The following is a 16,677-nucleotide window of genomic DNA, read 5'->3' as shown; positions in this document are numbered from 1 at the left end:
AAAAGGGGGATTTCGTCAGCTTACTTACCCTGAAACGACAGTTAAGCCCGCATCTCTGCTCCAAGAGCTCAACCTATGCAGGGTTAAGCTCGCGATCAACGGCTCTCAGCAGTGATGGCCATTCTGATTACAAAGTGATCGACCGGGGAGCGGTAGGGGATCGCGTTCTGCTAAAGGTGCCGCGAAGCTCCCGCATTGATTCCTCAAAGACAGCCGGGTAACGCTCACTTCGCCCTTACTTTGCACGCTCGACCGCGATTCGACGGGCGCCTTTTAGTCATCCGCATGGCCGTATTCCCCGTGCCTCCGCGTCTGCCTGGGTAGTCACCTCGACTTTGATATTGTCTTTCCAGATGCTCACGTTTGAGCTGGCGCCAGACTTAGTATAACAATACTCCGATGCTATCCGAGTTAGGGTGGCATCGACGCTTTCCGTCCGGAATAGATTCCGATACTCCAGCGTGGCTGTACAGCAGTCGCGTATGGTTTTGATATCGCCCTCATTGAGCGAATGCAGCAGATCGAGATGCTCGAGCAGCACTTTGGCATCGCGCTTGGCCGGCGGCGCCGCCGCAGGGCCGGCGGCTCGCTTCACTTTTTTGGCCTTGGCCCTTTTGACGTTGGATTTGCCAACCTTCGCCTTCGTGGCCTTGGCCTTTCTAGCCTTGGATTTCGTGGTCTTAGCTTTCTTGTGTAATGCCATCAGCGAACCCTTTTCTTATGGTGCAAATCGAGAATTGCGCAGTCCGGCCTGCAGTTGCTCATTAAGATGCGTTTGCTCGGCCAAGAACGACAGGCCCCGACCGCCCGCAGCCAACGGACCGAAAGTGAATACGACCTGATGAGTACGTTCCCGGGCGGCGCGTATGAATGTCCCGGACGGATTGATGGCACCTGTCGTGAATTTCCACGTGGGATTGATATCGCCGGACAGGGTTTCCTTGATCGAGACGGTCTGCGTCAGCACGTTCTGCTCGCCCTCAATGATTACTTTCTTCTGCGGCTCATCCGCGAGATGCAGTGCCACGATCTGCATTCGCGACTCGAGCAGCGGCAGGATCCTCAAATCGATGTCGACGAGCGGTGAGCCTTCTTTGTTACCGCTAGGATCGCGGCACGGCCGAACCTCGCTGTCCACGGGAAACAGGTTTGGCTTGTAAAGTGCCCACAAGGGATAGAATGTAAGCGTAGCTCTGCGGCCCTTTTGAATGGCGCTTGACGCCTATTTTGTTCGCGTGGCGCGTCGCCGCGGCTTCCTTGTGTCGGACAACGCGTTGACGGCGGCTTCGAGTGCCTTCCGGTCGACGACGTTGGGATCGAACCGCTCCGGGCCCCAGAGGCGCATGTGTCCGTGCTCGGGATGGGCGGGGTCGCTGATGGCGGCGAGGTATTCGGCATAGCCTGGCGCACCGCCGACGTCTTCCGGAGGACAACGACCGGCGGCCTCGAGCAGGAAGGGAAGCCCCTCCGTCGTGGTGTTCTCGAACCATTTTTCGAGCTTGATCACATGGTCCCAGCTGTCGCCGAAGTCATAGAGATAGTGGATCGTCTTGGCGCCGGTCTCGCGAACGATATCGCACAGCCGCGCTTTGCGGGCATCCATGGGCTGGTGACCGTAATCATTGTCGGGGTCGGGAATCCCCCAATGTGCCTCACCAGCAAAGAACTCGAAGAGGTGACTGTTCGTCCAGCCGAATGCCTCCTGAAGCGTCAGATGCAGCCGATCAAGGCGCAGGGTGACGGGTACGACAAGGCGACGCATCACCTCCGGCTTCACATCCTTGAGGGTCACCTTGATCCGGACCGCGGTCGTGTTCAGGCTCATGCCGCCAGCCTCGGATCGCGTGTATGCATCGTATAGGTCGACGCCCAGGGAAGCAGTTCGTCCAGTCGCGCTGCAGGCCAACCATTGACGAGCTTGGCGAGAACGTCAGCGAGCCAGTGCTCGGCACTGACGCCATTGAGCTTACAGGTCTCAATGAGCGAAGCCAGCAATGCCCAATTCCCGGCGCCTTCGTCGCAACCGGCAAAAAGAGAGTTCTTGGCGTTGAGCTTGATCGGTCGCATCGCACGCTCGACAGCATTCGTGTCCATTTCGATGCGCCCATCATCAAGATAGAGCGTCAGGCCGTCCCAATGACGTAGTGCATAGCGCAAAGCCTTCGCCGTGTCGCTCTTCTGCGCAAGGTGATCGAGCTTGGCCTCAAACCACTGCTTCAAGGCTGCAACCAGAGGCCGGGTATGCGCTTGTCGGCCAGCACGGCGCTCGTCCGCAGATCGGCCGCGGAGGGCCTTCTCGACCGCGTAAAGCTGGGCGATGCGCTCAAGAGCCTCGCGGGCAACCGGAGCTGGCGCAGGCGCAGCCTCCCGCTCGATCTTCACAAACTGGCGCCGCAGATGCGACCAGCAGAAGGCGAGCGTCCCGGACAGGGCGTCCGCACGCGTCTCTCGGGTCATGGTCTTGTAAGCCTGATAGCCGTCGCAGTGGATGATGCCGCGATAGCCCTCCAGCAGCCGCAAGCCATGAACGGCGCCGCGGCCCGGTGCATAGGCATAGACTACCCCAGGCGGATCAGGTCCGGCCCAAGGCCTGTCATCGCGTGACAGCGCCCAGAAGTAGCCGGTTTTTGTTCTGCCGCGCCCCGGATCCAGCACCGGCGCCGGGGTCTCATCGACACAGAGCTTCGAGGAGGCGAGCAGAAGCTGGCGCAGACGATGCCACACGGGCTTCAATTCCTGGGCGGCATAGCCGACCCAGAAGGCGAGCGTGGAACGATCCAGCGCTATTCCGTGCGTCGCCAGCATCTGCGCCTGGCGGTAAAGCGGCAAATGCCAGTGATACTTGGCATCGATCACATGCGCGACCAGCCGCTCGGTGGGCAATCCTCCCCTGATCAATCGCTCGGGAGCCGCGTGCTGCAGGACGACGCCATGACAGGCGCGGCAGGCCAGCTTGGGACGGCGGGTGATGATGACGCGATACTGCGCCGGAACGACGTCGAGCCTCTGGCTCTCATCCTGACCAATCTCGAAGAGGTTGCCCTTACAAGACGGGCAGCAGCTCTCGGCCGGCATCATAGTCTCGATGACGCGCGGCAAATGCTCCGGCAGCTGACCACGGTTGGCTCTGCGCGCGGCAGCTCTCTTCTCGCCTGTTTTGGGATTGGCACGATTCTCGGCGGCTTCGAGAGCCGCAACGGCCTGATCGATATCCTCCAGAACAAGCTGCAGCTGATCAGCGTCCAGCTTTTCCGAGGACCGACCGAACTGCGCATCTTTCGCAAGCTTGAGCAACCGCTCGAGCCGGGCGCAGCGATCCAGCAGAGCCGCGGCAAAGGCACGCAACTCGGCTGGATCGCTCGGTAGCTCATCAGGCAAATCACTCATTGGCCCGAGCTTGCCATGCTTCGCGTCACGATGCAGCGATGATTTGCATTTTTACGCAAGCGCTTTCGGCTGCGGGATCCGAGGCGCGTGCATGCGCGTCCAATCCATGCCGGCCAGCAGTGCTGACAGCTGGGCCCCATTCATCCGCATCACACCGGCCACGATGGGTGGCCATTTGAAGCCGCTGCCATCGAGCCGCTTCCAGTACATCACAAGGCCGCTGCCATCCCAGACGACGATCTTCACCCGATCGGCGCGCTTCGCACGGAACACCACCGCCACGCCCTTCATCGGGTCATGGCCCAGCGTATCCTTCGCCAGCAGCGCCAAGCCCTCTGCACCCTTCCTGAAGTCCACAGGTTGCGTCGCCACGTAGATCATGAGGCTCGCCGGCATCGTCAGCATGAACGTGTCCGTCGCAGCGCAATGAACACATCGCTCAACGCAGCAAGGCCAGGCGCCCCGCGCACCTCCACGCGCGCGCCCTGGAACTCAACCGTAACAATGGCTGCTTCCGGCGAACCGGAGGGCTCTGCGGCCGCAGGCAACGCTAATTCCGACACCACCGGCACGAACGACAGCGTGTCCGCCGACGCCGGCAATACCAACTGGCCCAAACGCGCCCGGCGCCGCCAATCATGCACCTGCTGGGGCCGGCAGCCATGGCGACGAGCGACGTCTGTTACAACCGCCCCCGGTTCGAGGCTTTCCGCCGCAATCTGCGCCTTCAAATCATCCGGCCAGCGCTTTCGACCTGCGCCAGCGAACACTTCAATACGCGGTGACAACGGTCGTCTTATGTCGTCAGAATGGTCGTCCATTGTGAGCACCCTTCCAGAAGATGACTCTTCTAACGGTGCTCTCAAGACTCCGCACAAACAATCAGACGGGCCTCGGCGCTACGCTTACGATAGAATACGTTATACTTGTTTTCATTTGTCGAAACGGCGCCGCCGCTGATGCCGCCTCCCAACGTGAAGACCGTTGTCAATGGCGACACAGGCGTCCAGAGCCCTGTAGGGTTTATCGTTGAATTTTCGGTAGCCGTCAGGTCCGTCGCGACCTCGACACCCCAATCGGTCAAAAAATCACTGTACGCGCGGCGGCTGCGCCTCTTAGAGTCTGTCCGGAAAGATTACCTTGGATTGCATAGCTTTCGCAGCATGAGTCGGATGGAGGCCAGCTTGAGAAAGGCGAGCGCCCTGTGATTGAAGCATTCCCAATCTTTGGACAGTCTTCGGCATCGCCCGAGCCAGGCAAAGGTACGCTCGACGATCCAGCGTTTGGGCAAGACGACGAAACGGTGAGCCTGATCGGAGCGTTTGACGATTTCGAGGTTCACGCGCTTCAGAGCGCTACGCAGCCCCTTCTGGAAATGTGGCCCTTGATATCCGCCGTCGGCGTAGAGCTTCAGAAGAAAGGGATAGAGGCCGAACAACGTTGCCATCAGGAGCACGCCGCCGTCGCGATCCTGGATGTCCGCCGCATGCACGATGGCGTGCATCAAGAGGCCTTGCGTGTCGACGAGAATGTGCCGCTTCTTGCCCTTGATCTTCTTGCCCGCGTCGTAGCCATGGAGATCATGAGGCCCCCTTTTTCAGCGCTTTTCACGCTCTGGCTATCGATGATGGCGGCGGTGGGAGAAGCCTCGCGCTCGGCCCTTTCGCGACATTCGACATAGAGGGCGTGATGAATTTTATCGAGCGTGCCGTTCCAGCTCCACAGATCGAAGTAGCCATACAGCGTCGAGCGCGGCGGCAGGTCCTTGGGGATCGCGCGCCACTGGCAACCTGTGCTCAGGATGTACATCAGCCCGTTGGCAATCTCGCGCAGGTCCACCGTACGCTTGTTGCCGCCGCGCTTGGCCGGCGGGATGCGAGGCGCGATCAGCGCCCACTCCTCGTCGGTCAAGTCGCTCGGATAGCGCAGGCGGCTGCGGTCGTAGCGTGCACGGTTCTCGGTAGTCCACATTGGCGGCGCGTCCCCATCGAATCAGGCCGCTCACCTTGAATCACAACCGATTCATTCGACTCAACATGTTTTGGAACAGACACTCAGAGGAAGTGAAGTCCGGGCCATGGAGACAGCAAGCGATCTAACTTTCAGGCTACAGAAAGCCATCGCTTCGGCCTTCGGCATCGAAGAGAAGAGGTCCCCGAACGACACGTGCATTTCTGCCATCGCGAAGCTGGACGGAAAACTCTTTGAGACGAGCGCCGCGGTTGATCGCTTTCTGAAGACAACGCCGGGGACGGCAAAAGCGGCTTCCATTGAGCTATTGAAATTGTCCCACAACATCCAGCCTTTGCTGATCTCCTTCGAGAGGGGACTTTTGCGCGACCTGGAGGTCCTCATAGGGCCCGCGTTCAGAAAGTTCTGTGAGGCTTACGAACGAGCCGACCACGCCGAAGTGCTAAGGCGCGCCCCAGAATTGCTCGACAATATAAAGCGCCACTCGGTGGCCCCGGGCGATGTTCGTACCTCCAGTAGCGTATGGAAAGAAATCATCTCTCCCGTTACGTCACACCTATTGGCGCTATTGGAAGATGCGACGTCAAGAGGAGCAGTTGTCCTTGCTCCTCTTCTCCAACTGCGAAACTCAGCGACAAAAGCAAATCTTCGTCAAATCAACCGGGACATCGTCTTATCATTTTCACTGCAGAACCGAGGAATGGGGCATGCTACCGATATTTCGCTTCGATCCTTGGACGATGTTGCTCAATTCACTGCTCTAGCAGAGCCTGTCGGGCCGTTCGATATCCCGCCCGGGGGCGAGCAGTTGATTCGGCTTCAGGTTCTCGTCGGCGAACCCACCGATATCCTGAAGATACCTGTTCGGTGGATTTGCCAAACGCCGATGGGTACCGAGGCCTCGTTCGAGGACGAAATAGTAGTTACTCAGCAGGTCACAGAGCCAAACTGGGAGGCTCTCGTTTCCGACCCGCCCTATAGTCTCAATCCGATCCGTCGCGCCGACCGTCTCTACGGCAGAGATACGGCCTTGCAAACATTGAACCTGGCGGCCATGTCAGGCGCCTCGAAGTTCGTCTGGGGACAAAAGAGAGTCGGCAAAACGTCGCTGCTGCAGGTCGTCGCGGCTAAATTAACTGAGCGATCGGATACAACCTGCCTTGTTCTCCGAATGGGAGAGCTGACTTCACTTCATGAAGGCGAAATGGGTTACTTGATCGCCTGTCGTCTAATCAATCAATCCGGCCTCGATTTCAAAGTTCCGAACGAGGCGGAGTTTGGTGCAAGCATCGGGCGCCTGGTGCCGTTTATCGAGCAATTGGGTGCTCGGTATCCCCGCCAAAAGTTCATTGTGATCATCGACGAATTCGATGACCTTGATTCCTCCTTTTACACGGGTGAGCGCGGCAAACAGTTCGTAAAGGCACTCCGCTCCCTCTCCGAGGTCGGCCTTACCTTTTTCTTCGTCGGAAGCGAGAGAATGGAGGCCATCTACCAACACCATCAGGCTGACCTCAACAAGTGGACGAACGTTCATCTCGATCGGATCGACATCCGCAGCGAATGCAGGTCTCTTATCGTCAACCCTGTTATTGACGTGATCGAATTTTCCCGTGAGGCCGTTGATTTAATCATCGACTTTTGTGGTGGAAATCCCTTCTACATCAACAATTTTTGCTATCAGGTTTTCGAACGTTGCCTGCAGGAACACCGGACTTTCGTAGACGACAACGATACGATTGCGGCTCAAACTCAGCTACTGCGGGCGTTGGGCCCGACCAATTTCTCTCACTTTTGGGAGGACAACCCTCTCCTCGATCCCAAGGATCGGACAGACGCAGTAGCGCAGAACTGCGTCGCCTTGACGTGCATAGCCGTCCTAGGCGGATCCTACGAGGATTTGGAAGAGTTATATGACGTTCAAGACTCGCTGCAGCTTTCATCGGCACAACGCTCGACCCGTGACGATCTTCGCGAAGCGTGCAACAGGCTAATGTCTCGTCGGATACTAACGCTTAAAGACGAGGGCAGATTTGTCTTATCGCTTCCGATCTTCCGCGAATGGCTGATGCAAAACGCTGTTTCGAAGCTTTTACCGATATGGATCGCTCACTCCGATCAAAAGCGGAGCGAAGTCGGAGTGCAGGCGAGCTCATCCGTTTCAGAGATCCCGCTTGAGCTGTCGCCATTCGTGATACCTGAAGACGATTTAATAGCCGTTTCGCAGAGACTCGTATTTTGCGGTAGGCAAAAGGATGTAGCGGACATTCGCTCATGGCTGCGCCAGTTCGATGACGATACCAGGATAGAGGTCGCATTTCTTCTTCTGAAACGCCTCGCGGAGCGTGGATTTTTTAATGAAGGCGCACGAGGGTTGGCCACCGCAAAACTTGAAGAGATGATTCGAGCAAGGCGCCTTGAAGTCGGCGACAAAGCTTGGAAAGTAGAACGAGGTCGCATTGATAACCTTTGCCTGGCTTTTGTGGATTCCGATTTGAAAAGCGGAGCCACCCTCGTACGCGAACTTAGAAACATGATGCGCCCGGGTAAGAGCGGGGCGGCGAAGGAGATATCTCAATGGATGCAAAGTCATGCCGACAACGACCCGATGGTCGTAATCCTCGATGACTTCGCCGCGAGCGGTTCGAGCCTGGCGAAAGGAATCGCGACATTCCGCAAGTCGGTCGACCCGCAGGTGTGGCGGTCATTCATCGAACATGGAAGGATTTCGATCTTCGTCATGTTCGCTTTTCCCGAGGCTATCGAGAGCGTCCGAGCAGCGTATCCCTCGCTACACGTTGTTGCTGCCAACACTTTGGGAGATGACGTGCGAGCGCTCTCAACCGATGCATCAATCTTCGAGAAAGAGTCTGATATCCGCTTTGCGCGCGATATGCTCCTTCAAATCGGCCGTGAGCTTTATCCAGACGCTCCGCTGGGCTTCGGCGATATCGGTGCGCTCGTTGCGTTTCACAATGCGGTACCGAATAACACACTTCCTATTTTTTGGAGCAATGGTCGCTCGGATCGGCCATGGAGGCCGCTATTTCCGCGGGCCTGAAAAGGCCAGACGTTCGATCCGGAGTTTGTGAATACATCTGCCGGTGCCGCTCTGGGGCCCTGCACGGCATTGCGCAACTTTGAGATTTGGTGGCTGAAAGCCGCGGAAGACGACAGCAACCTCGATTAGCTGAGAGGCAATGAAGCAATTGCGTGTTGGGCGGATCGCTCGAGCTGAATATGAATACCCGTCGGCGCCCCCTCCGAATATACATGGTCAAATCCTGATGCTTTATGTGTGGCTTATGGAATCGGAGGCTAATCCTGCGGAGGTTGAGCTCCGTAAGGCCTTGAGGACCGACTATGCTGGCGCGATCGACCGGCTCACGGGCTCACGCACCGGCGCATGCGCTTAAAACGTAAACCAGCGTTTATGTTTGACGCGGCCTCATAGTCGCCGCAAGCCAACACATCTCGGCGCAGACGTTCGCGACCTCAGTGGATCGCGATATTCTTCGCCTTGAGGTCCGCGGCGATCAGATTGAGAGGTACGGCTTGATTGAATGTCGGCCTGTTAGCAGTATCGGTCGCGTGGTGGAGACCGAAAATGTCCAGGTCCGCGGTGAAGCACGGGGATCCGGAAGAGCCGTTGTCCGTAATCGCATCATACCTGACCCGCGTCGCCGTGGAATTGAAGGCCAACACGTTGCCCCACGCCACCGAGAGCGTCTCTCCGTCCGGATGCTGCGGGACTACGACGAAGTCGCGTACTGCGAGCAGTGCGCCTTCAGGTGCCAGACTGAACCAGCCGCGCTCCTCGGCATTCATGCCAGGCGTCTTGCCGATGGGTTCGGCCAATCGAAGAAGGGCGTAATCGAGCTCCCCGGCGCCGGCTTCTCCCGGCTCACCGATATCGCTCTTGGCGTACGAGCTTTTTGCGACGAGCCATTGCGACGCCAGCTGGCAGACAGTCGGGCGCGCTTTCTTGTGCTTGCCCGACTTTTTCTTAGGCGCGCTCTCTTCAAGGTTGCTTCCTGAGCGATAGTCGAAACTGCAAACAACCTGTTCACCCTGACTTGGCGTATGGATCACTTCTTCGACCACGTGAAAATTGGTCAACACGAGATCCGAGGCTACCAGGAAACCGGTTCCCAGCATGTAGGGCGTTTCGATTCGACAAACCCGGTCGCCGAAACTCATGAAACGGCTGAGAAAGCGGGCATAATCGACAAGGCGCGAGTGCCGCGCGACCATCGCCTCGAGGCCCGCAGGCTTCGGTGGCAGAGGTTTGCTCAAGTCGTATTTTTGCTCGATCGCCGGCACCGACAGACCGCAAGCTTGAGCGAGTTGGCATAACGTGGCGTGGTCAGGTCTCTCCGCACACGCCAAGGCCACCAGTTCGACGGTCTTCTTCCGGCGCTCGGTCCAGGCGACAAGCTCGCCAACCGCTCCGTAAAAGCCTTGCTGGGTGTTGACGAAGTTCGCCAGCACCATTCCCCATTTGAATCGCAGCGCCCGAGTTAGCTCGCCGAGGTCAAAGCTCTCCACGATCGCCTCGGTAACCTGCTCCAATTCTCCCGGGCTGAAGGTGCGAGCCGGCTTAAGATCCACCTCCAACATCGTTGTCTCTCCCGCGCACTGCTACTTGCGTGTTCATGAAAGGTGATGCAATCTAGACTAAGCAATAATGTGCCTGCAACGCGTGTAGCGAGACCCACCCAGGGGGAGGGAAAGATGCAGCACGCGGGCATGCAATTCCAGTCGTTTCTGGAAGACGAGGATCTGCTCGAAGAAGTCCGGGAGCGTGCCGCCGCCGGCAAGCTCCCATTGGCACAGAAGCTCGGGGTGGCGCCCGAATGGATCGAGCGCGCCTTGACGCGCCCGCGGGTTGCGCGGTCGCGATTGCGTGGTTTGGAAGGCGCGGCGCAGCCGCTGACCCCCCCTCCATCCACGGAGGGTAGCGCTGCGCTGGAAGCGATCGTGCTCGAGCAAGGCCGGCCTTCGCTCATCGTGCAGAACGGCACGTTCGTCATTCCAGACAGCAAGGTTTGGCGGACCGTCCTGCAACGGACGCGTGGCAATATTGAGCAAGCGATCGCCCGGGTTGGCCGCGTCGAGTTGCACAATCACATGACCTATCAGTGGGTCGGCACCGGCTGGTTGATCGCGGAAAACATCGTCGTAACCAACCGCCACGTAGCCGAGGAGTTTGCGGTGGGCCGGGGTGCCGGTTTCGCCTTCGCAACCAACCTAATCGGCAAGGAAATTGAGGCCAGCGTAGATTTCCGTGAGGAGTACGAAATCGACCTCGCGATCGAAGTCAGCGTTGACAAGATCCTGTACGTAGCCGGCAAGAACGAACCGGACATTGCCCTCCTGCGGATTGCGTCCGACAAAGCGCTACCCTCGCCGATTGCGCTTGCTGACAAGGAGGTGGAGCAACGCCAAACCATAGGCGTCATCGGCTATCCCGCGTTTGACAGCCGCAACGGCCTCGACGCCATGCGCCGGTATTTCGGCGAGATCTTCGACGTCAAGCGCTTCGCGCCCGGCAAGGTAAGTTTTCCCACTCCGGACGAACACTACTTCGTTCACGATTGTACCACGCTTGGCGGCAACTCGGGCTCTAAGAGTCTGTCCGGAAAGATTACCTTGGATTGCATAGCTTTCGCAGCATGAGTCGGATGGAGGCCAGCTTGAGAAAGGCGAGCGCCCTGTGATTGAAGCATTCCCAATCTTTGGACAGTCTTCGGCATCGCCCGAGCCAGGCAAAGGTACGCTCGACGATCCAGCGTTTGGGCAAGACGACGAAACGGTGAGCCTGATCGGAGCGTTTGACGATTTCGAGGTTCACGCGCTTCAGAGCGCTACGCAGCCCCTTCTGGAAATGTGGCCCTTGATATCCGCCGTCGGCGTAGAGCTTCAGAAGAAAGGGATAGAGGCCGAACAACGTTGCCATCAGGAGCACGCCGCCGTCGCGATCCTGGATGTCCGCCGCATGCACGATGGCGTGCATCAAGAGGCCTTGCGTGTCGACGAGAATGTGCCGCTTCTTGCCCTTGATCTTCTTGCCCGCGTCGTAGCCATGGAGATCATGAGGCCCCCTTTTTCAGCGCTTTTCACGCTCTGGCTATCGATGATGGCGGCGGTGGGAGAAGCCTCGCGCTCGGCCCTTTCGCGACATTCGACATAGAGGGCGTGATGAATTTTATCGAGCGTGCCGTTCCAGCTCCACAGATCGAAGTAGCCATACAGCGTCGAGCGCGGCGGCAGGTCCTTGGGGATCGCGCGCCACTGGCAACCTGTGCTCAGGATGTACATCAGCCCGTTGGCAATCTCGCGCAGGTCCACCGTACGCTTGTTGCCGCCGCGCTTGGCCGGCGGGATGCGAGGCGCGATCAGCGCCCACTCCTCGTCGGTCAAGTCGCTCGGATAGCGCAGGCGGCTGCGGTCGTAGCGTGCACGGTTCTCGGTAGTCCACATTGGCGGCGCGTCCCCATCGAATCAGGCCGCTCACCTTGAATCACAACCGATTCATTCGACTCAACATGTTTTGGAACAGACACTAAGGTCATTGATCTCGAGAGCGGGAAAGTGGTTGGCCTGCATTTCTCCGGCGTGTTCTTGTCCGGCAACTTTGCTGTCAAGGCGAGGGCGATCAAGGACGCACTACGCAACCTCTCCCCCAGCATTGCAGTCAAAGTTCCAAAGCCTGTAGAAGAAGAGGCGCTTGCAGACGGCCGCCACAAGCCGGAGTTCTTCGCCGACCGGGACGGTTACGTCAGCAGGTTTCTAGGGCCCGATGTTCCGCTTCCCAAGCTCGGCCGCTGGGCCAAGGACGCCGTCGCGGTGAATGCCAAAGGCAAAAAGAAACAACATGAGCTTAAGTACCGCCATTTTTCGGTGACGCACAGCGCCAGCCGCAAACTACCAATCTTCACCGCCGTCAACATCGACGGAAAGGAAAGTCGCCGCGCGTTCAGGAAAAACGACAAATGGTTCATCGATCTGCGCATCTCAGAGGATCTGCAGCTCGGCAACGAGATCTATCGCAGCAACGAACTTGATCGCGGTCATATCGTCCGGCGGTTGGATCCGGTTTGGGGAGGCAAGGAACACGCCGCCCAGGCCAATGACGACACCTTCCACTACGTCAACGCGGCTCCGCAGCACAAAGATCTCAATCAGAAGGAATGGAAAGATCTCGAGGAATATATTCTCGATAGCGCCAAGGCCAAGGACCTGAAGGTGTCGGTGTTTACAGGCCCGGTCATGCGTGAGACCGACCAGGATTATCGCGGCCTGGTTAAGTTGCCGCAGGAGTTCTGGAAGATTGCGGTGCTCGTCAACGCCGACAACAACGAGCTTTGCTCTGCCGGCTACGTCCTGAGCCAAGGCGAGATGCTAAAAGACATTAGCGAAGCGGCGTTCGTTTTCGGCGAGTTCCGGACTTACCAGATTCTCATTTCCAGGATCGAGGAGGAGACAGGCCTGAGTTTCGGCAAGCTGCGCGATCACGATAGCTTGGTCCGGCAACGGCCGGAGGAAATCCCACGGCCCCGCGCGCTTGTGATCCGAGGACCGCGGGACCTTGTGCTTTGACCCATATTCGCGGCAGGCGGTGGCACGGTTCACCTCGCCTCTGAAGGCCCTGTAACGAAGCGGACATTGAAATGCCCGTATTAAGCGGCGCCCAAATTGAGGAGTTGGCCAGACTACTGGTCAAGAGGTTCGACAAGCCCGGAATCAGACCCGTGGTCCTGGTTTCGCTCGGAACACGCCTCGACGCTATCGTCAACGAAGACCAGCCTTTTGAACGTATCGCGTTCGATCTCGTGAACTGGGCTGACAGACAGGGCCGGTCCGCACTGGTCAAATTGCTTCGGGGCATGGTCACGGTTCGGCCGGACGACGCGGGCATTTGGACGTTTTGCGACGAGGTCTTCAAGGACGAGATACAACGGCTCGACAGCCGTGTGCTTGTCGACAGGGTCAACCGAGGGATCGAAGCACTGGTTGCCTTGAAGGACCTACCCATCGTTCAGCAGACGGTGGGGCAGTTTCGTGCTGACTTCGAAGCGTCCAGCAAACAGATCCAGATCCTCAAGAAGTACAAGTCTTTGCACGACGGGTTGCATCGTCTGCAGCTAAAGATTCGGACGATTGAGGAGGTGATCGAGGCCGCGAAGACCGACCAGCGCGCCGCTCGCAGCCTTACACTGCATGCGATCGAGCTTGCACCGTTAGCGAAAAAGGCGCGGCAACAGGCGCAGGGCCTTCCCGGTGCGCAGAACGAGATCGGATGGATCGACGAGTTCGACGATCACATTGCTACCATGAATCGCGCGTCGAAGCAGACAATGTCGACGGGTGACTTGGAAGACCTAGCCAGCGGTCTTAATCAGTTGCTCCCAGAAGGACCTAGGATAAACTCGCTCCTTGCCAACGTTGTCCGGCCTGCCCTTCGACAATCTCGTCCGGGCAATGTCCAATATGGCCAGGTACATCCAGGACAATGCCGATCCCGCGGATGTGACGTCTCAGCAAGTTACGGGAGACCTGACCGCTTTCAGCATGCTGCAGCCGCAACTCGTCGACCTCGTCGACCAGCATTTCGAATGGCAGTGGGTCGACAAAGAGCTAGCAGGCGCTGCAAATCTTTTTTATGATAAGCAGGGGCCCGCAGCAAAAATGCCAAAGAAAAAATGGCCGCAATTCAAGGCGAGGTTCATCCAGCTTTGTGACAAGCATCCCCAGGATGGGTGGTCTAAAGAGTTGAAAGACCGTCTGCTTCTGTGGGAACAAACTACACTTTCCTCGCCCCCAACGAGTGATGAAGTCGAAGCAAGTGAAAGCGCGTTCGACGAATTCCATAGCGCTAGCGAAATGCGTTTCTTCGAGGTCGATGATGAACTCAACGCGCTATGCAGTCGGCTCACGGAGTTGGCGATGCCGCTGAACAGTCTCTTGTCAGTGATCAAACGATAATGACCCACGCAGTGGATGCGACCGTTGCACCATTTCAGTCGCTCGATGCGTTGCGGGCTGCGCACGAAGAGTTGCTGGAGACGGCCGCAGCCAGTGGGGGGTCGTCTCCCACGGACGCGACATTTCGGGAAGAAATGATGGCCGACTTTATCAGCCGTGCCGCCGCGACTGGGACGATACTGGATGCGCCCGCGGATCGTAAGATGGCGCAGGGATTCATCGATTATTGGGCGGCAAGTCACTACACTTCGGCGCGCCCACAAGCCGCTGAAGCCGACATGCACTCGCCGAACCGTTACTCGCGCCTGACGCGGTTGGCTCCTTTCGATGCGCGTTCAGTAGAAGACGCCGTACGGCAGGGCGAGCAAATACTTGCAGGGCTCAGTTCGAAGGATATCGAGCTTGCGCGTCGAATGCTCATGCATCTTCTCCGCTTGTCGGAGCGAACTGGCGCTTGCGTCGCCGTGCCGACGGAGCGCCACGTCTTGCTTGCTCAGGGCAAGCTGGCGGCTGCGAGCACCATCCTCGGGCGATTAATCGAGGTTGGGGTGCTGAAGCAGACTTCCTCTGACTATGGTGGGGTCGTCGAGTTGCAGTACGAGGCGCTCACACGTAAGTGGGACCGTCTTTCTCGTTGGATCGAGGAACGGAAGAAATTTCGTGAGGCGGCGCTGTTCTGGGACCGACGCGGACGAAAGAGAGGCGCACTGCGGGGCTTCGGTGTAGCGAAAGAGGCCGACGCATACAGTGACTTGAATGAGCTCGAGCTAGAGTTTCTTCACGAAAGCAAAAAGAACAATCGCGTGTTGCTGGCCGTGGCAACGGGCGTAGTCGTGATACTCTTAACTGGTCCTCGGCTTTCCGACCGGCTCTATCGCGAATGGTGGGTTCCGTTCCGGGTCGACTCTGTCACAAAAGAAGTGAAATCCGAGCAATCCAGCGCTCAAACCAAATCCGAGGATATCCGATGGTTGGCCCGTTATGACCAGCCGCTACAGTTTTCCGGCATTCGCCTGTCCGGTGTTGATTTAAGCAATGCAGCACTACAGCGCCCAAAATTTGGGCAAGCGGTACTAATTGGCACCAAGTTTGACAACGCGCGAATCGATTTTGGGAGGTTCGATGAAGCCAACCTAGCACGTACGACATTCGTGAACGCTAGCATCCACGGCTCGTCTTTCGATTCAGCGCTCCTTTGTCGAGGAGTTGATTTCTCGAATACCGACCTACGTGAAACTACGTTTGTGAATGTCGAGTTCGAAAAGGGCACTGCGCCGGTTGTGAAAAATACCGCCTGGTGGCTCGCCAATGGATGGAGCTGGGAGCAAATGGAAATCCTGCGAACGCAGGATCAGAGTGAGTTGGAAGAATCTTCCGCGTTCCAAGACATAAAGACCGCGGCCGAACGGACTGTGCAAACGAGCCCCGCCGACACCCACATCCGTGCTCGCGCCCTTAATCTGAAGGCTTGGTATTTGGCGATCTTCGGTCTCCAGCTTGATCAGGCCGAGAGTGCCGCACGGGATGCTCTGAAAATTATGACCACGGTGGCCAAGGGCTCCTCGCAGGAGGCAGAGGTTAGAGATACGCTTGGGTATATCTTGCTCCAAAAAGCTGATAAGGCGGGGGCGCTTGAACAACTTAAGATTGCCGTAGATCTCGATCGCAGTCCAGAATATCTCTTTCGCTACGCAGTCGCACAGTTTGCATCCGGCCAAGAGGCCGATGGTATCTCGCAGTTGCAAAAGGCAATGACCGGAACTGATTTCGTTCCCAATCATGAACTGGCACGACTGCGGAATCACATTTCCGGAAAATTCGAGGACGAACTGAAGGCTCAACTGGTGGCGCGCAGGCCTCGTCCGCCACAGTCGCCTCAGAAGCGCGAATGTCCGCCCCCGCTCGTCCTCAATGATTAAAGACAGGTTTTGCAGGTCGCGACCGCAAGCGTTGGTCTAGTAATGACAAAAGGCTCCGTGTTTCTGGGTGGGTTGTCCCCTTCCTCACCGGATTACACTCTTGTGTGAATTCAGGGGGGCATCCGACAGCCATTTCGCAACGTCCGCAGTCGGGCAGTGGTTAGCAAAGTTATCGACTGCTCTTTTGGATCAATATTAGGATCCAGATTTGTGATCTATCTAACAAACTTGGTTGCACAATCGCACTAGAGTAACCAGTCAACTAAGGAGCGTGCCATGCGTAAAGTCATTTTTGGGGCCGCCATTGCCCTCGCCCTAATAGGCGGTGGAATAGCTGTTTCCTTGCTTCAAAACCCACAATTGCTCTTGGCGGGCTGCAATGGGTGCTGAGCAGCTTTGAGGTGGCTTGATG

Annotated in this window: 12 protein-coding genes and 3 pseudogenes; 6 read left to right on the top strand and 9 right to left on the bottom strand. The window is 57.6% G+C overall.

Features of this window, described 5'->3' with window-relative positions; genetic code table 11:
- Positions 1–277: 277 nt before the first annotated feature.
- From HAP41_RS04655 to HAP41_RS04625, 7 genes and pseudogenes are all read right to left on the bottom strand, one after another.
- Positions 278–703 (bottom strand): hypothetical protein, encoded by a 426-nt coding sequence (locus tag HAP41_RS04655; RefSeq protein WP_166104887.1) that lies wholly within the window; start codon positions 701–703, stop codon positions 278–280.
- A 15-nt stretch (positions 704–718) separates the two neighbouring features.
- Entirely contained in the window at positions 719–1,171 is a 453-nt protein-coding gene (locus tag HAP41_RS04650) for a hypothetical protein (protein ID WP_166104889.1), read from the bottom strand.
- Between the two features lie 51 nt (positions 1,172–1,222).
- Positions 1,223–1,825, bottom strand: coding sequence for a plasmid pRiA4b ORF-3 family protein (locus HAP41_RS04645; RefSeq protein WP_166055583.1), 603 nt, complete (start codon positions 1,823–1,825; stop codon positions 1,223–1,225).
- Positions 1,822–3,387 carry an IS66 family transposase gene (gene tnpC / locus HAP41_RS04640; protein ID WP_166055670.1) on the bottom strand — a complete coding sequence of 522 codons (1,566 nt, stop codon included), beginning with the start codon at positions 3,385–3,387 and terminating at the stop codon, positions 1,822–1,824. The genes HAP41_RS04645 and tnpC overlap by 4 nt, the downstream gene beginning before the upstream one ends.
- Positions 3,388–3,438: 51 nt before the next feature.
- Positions 3,439–3,792, bottom strand: a complete 354-nt coding sequence (gene tnpB / locus HAP41_RS04635; protein ID WP_166065968.1) for an IS66 family insertion sequence element accessory protein TnpB — start codon at positions 3,790–3,792, stop codon at positions 3,439–3,441.
- A complete protein-coding gene (tnpA, locus tag HAP41_RS04630) occupies positions 3,786–4,208 on the bottom strand; it encodes an IS66-like element accessory protein TnpA (protein ID WP_166055731.1) in 423 nt (140 codons plus the stop codon). Before tnpA ends, tnpB begins: the two co-directional genes overlap by 7 nt.
- A 314-nt stretch (positions 4,209–4,522) precedes the next feature.
- Positions 4,523–5,358 (bottom strand): annotated as a pseudogene (locus HAP41_RS04625) (IS5 family transposase).
- 106 nt (positions 5,359–5,464) lie between these two features.
- On the opposite strand from HAP41_RS04625, the gene HAP41_RS04620 reads away from it, so the two are divergent.
- On the top strand, positions 5,465–8,419 hold the full coding sequence (locus HAP41_RS04620) for a phosphoribosyltransferase-like protein (protein ID WP_166104891.1): 2,955 nt from the start codon (positions 5,465–5,467) through the stop codon (positions 8,417–8,419).
- Between the two features lie 434 nt (positions 8,420–8,853).
- Here HAP41_RS04620 and HAP41_RS04615 read toward each other — a convergent pair whose 3' ends face one another.
- Positions 8,854–9,978: a trypsin-like serine peptidase gene (locus HAP41_RS04615; RefSeq protein ID WP_166104893.1), complete on the bottom strand. Its 1,125-nt coding sequence runs from the start codon at positions 9,976–9,978 to the stop codon at positions 8,854–8,856.
- A gap of 114 nt (positions 9,979–10,092) precedes the next feature.
- Between HAP41_RS04615 and HAP41_RS04610 the strand changes: the two genes are divergently transcribed.
- Positions 10,093–11,037 (top strand): trypsin-like serine peptidase, encoded by a 945-nt coding sequence (locus HAP41_RS04610; RefSeq protein WP_166104895.1) that lies wholly within the window; start codon positions 10,093–10,095, stop codon positions 11,035–11,037.
- Here the strand turns inward: HAP41_RS04610 and HAP41_RS04605 are convergent.
- Positions 11,006–11,841, bottom strand: a pseudogene (locus HAP41_RS04605) (IS5 family transposase). The gene HAP41_RS04610 and the pseudogene HAP41_RS04605 sit on opposite strands and share 32 nt — an antisense overlap.
- Before the next feature lie 111 nt (positions 11,842–11,952).
- Here HAP41_RS04605 and HAP41_RS04600 point away from each other — a divergent pair.
- The 4 genes and pseudogenes from HAP41_RS04600 (at position 11,953) to HAP41_RS04590 (ending at position 16,265) form a co-directional block, all read left to right on the top strand.
- Positions 11,953–12,960 carry a DNA/RNA non-specific endonuclease gene (locus tag HAP41_RS04600; protein WP_166104897.1) on the top strand — a complete coding sequence of 336 codons (1,008 nt, stop codon included), beginning with the start codon at positions 11,953–11,955 and terminating at the stop codon, positions 12,958–12,960.
- 71 nt (positions 12,961–13,031) lie between these two features.
- Positions 13,032–13,238 (top strand): annotated as a pseudogene (locus HAP41_RS50605) (effector-associated domain EAD1-containing protein); the annotation flags it as partial.
- Between the two features lie 559 nt (positions 13,239–13,797).
- Positions 13,798–14,346, top strand: coding sequence for a hypothetical protein (locus HAP41_RS04595; RefSeq protein WP_166104900.1), 549 nt, complete (start codon positions 13,798–13,800; stop codon positions 14,344–14,346).
- Positions 14,346–16,265 (top strand): pentapeptide repeat-containing protein, encoded by a 1,920-nt coding sequence (locus HAP41_RS04590; protein ID WP_166104952.1) that lies wholly within the window; start codon positions 14,346–14,348, stop codon positions 16,263–16,265. Before HAP41_RS04595 ends, HAP41_RS04590 begins: the two co-directional genes overlap by 1 nt.
- The last annotated feature ends 412 nt before the right edge of the window (positions 16,266–16,677 follow it).

The organism is Bradyrhizobium barranii subsp. apii, from assembly GCF_011516635.5.
Lineage (GTDB): Bacteria > Pseudomonadota > Alphaproteobacteria > Rhizobiales > Xanthobacteraceae > Bradyrhizobium > Bradyrhizobium barranii.
The sequence above is the reverse complement of the archived record's forward strand: the minus strand, read 5'-3'. Positions and strand labels throughout refer to the sequence as shown.

Excerpts from the sequence above, each read along its gene's own strand:
- HAP41_RS04655 (WP_166104887.1), bottom strand. The coding sequence starts at position 703 with ATGGCATTACACAAGAAAGCTAAGACCACGAAATCCAAGGCTAGAAAG.
- HAP41_RS04645 (WP_166055583.1), bottom strand. The coding sequence starts at position 1,825 with ATGAGCCTGAACACGACCGCGGTCCGGATCAAGGTGACCCTCAAGGAT.
- tnpC (WP_166055670.1), bottom strand. The coding sequence starts at position 3,387 with ATGAGTGATTTGCCTGATGAGCTACCGAGCGATCCAGCCGAGTTGCGT.
- tnpB (WP_166065968.1), bottom strand. The coding sequence starts at position 3,792 with ATGCTGACGATGCCGGCGAGCCTCATGATCTACGTGGCGACGCAACCT.
- tnpA (WP_166055731.1), bottom strand. The coding sequence starts at position 4,208 with ATGGACGACCATTCTGACGACATAAGACGACCGTTGTCACCGCGTATT.
- HAP41_RS04620 (WP_166104891.1), top strand. The coding sequence starts at position 5,465 with ATGGAGACAGCAAGCGATCTAACTTTCAGGCTACAGAAAGCCATCGCT.
- HAP41_RS04615 (WP_166104893.1), bottom strand. The coding sequence starts at position 9,978 with ATGTTGGAGGTGGATCTTAAGCCGGCTCGCACCTTCAGCCCGGGAGAA.
- HAP41_RS04610 (WP_166104895.1), top strand. The coding sequence starts at position 10,093 with ATGCAGCACGCGGGCATGCAATTCCAGTCGTTTCTGGAAGACGAGGAT.
- HAP41_RS04590 (WP_166104952.1), top strand. The coding sequence starts at position 14,346 with ATGACCCACGCAGTGGATGCGACCGTTGCACCATTTCAGTCGCTCGAT.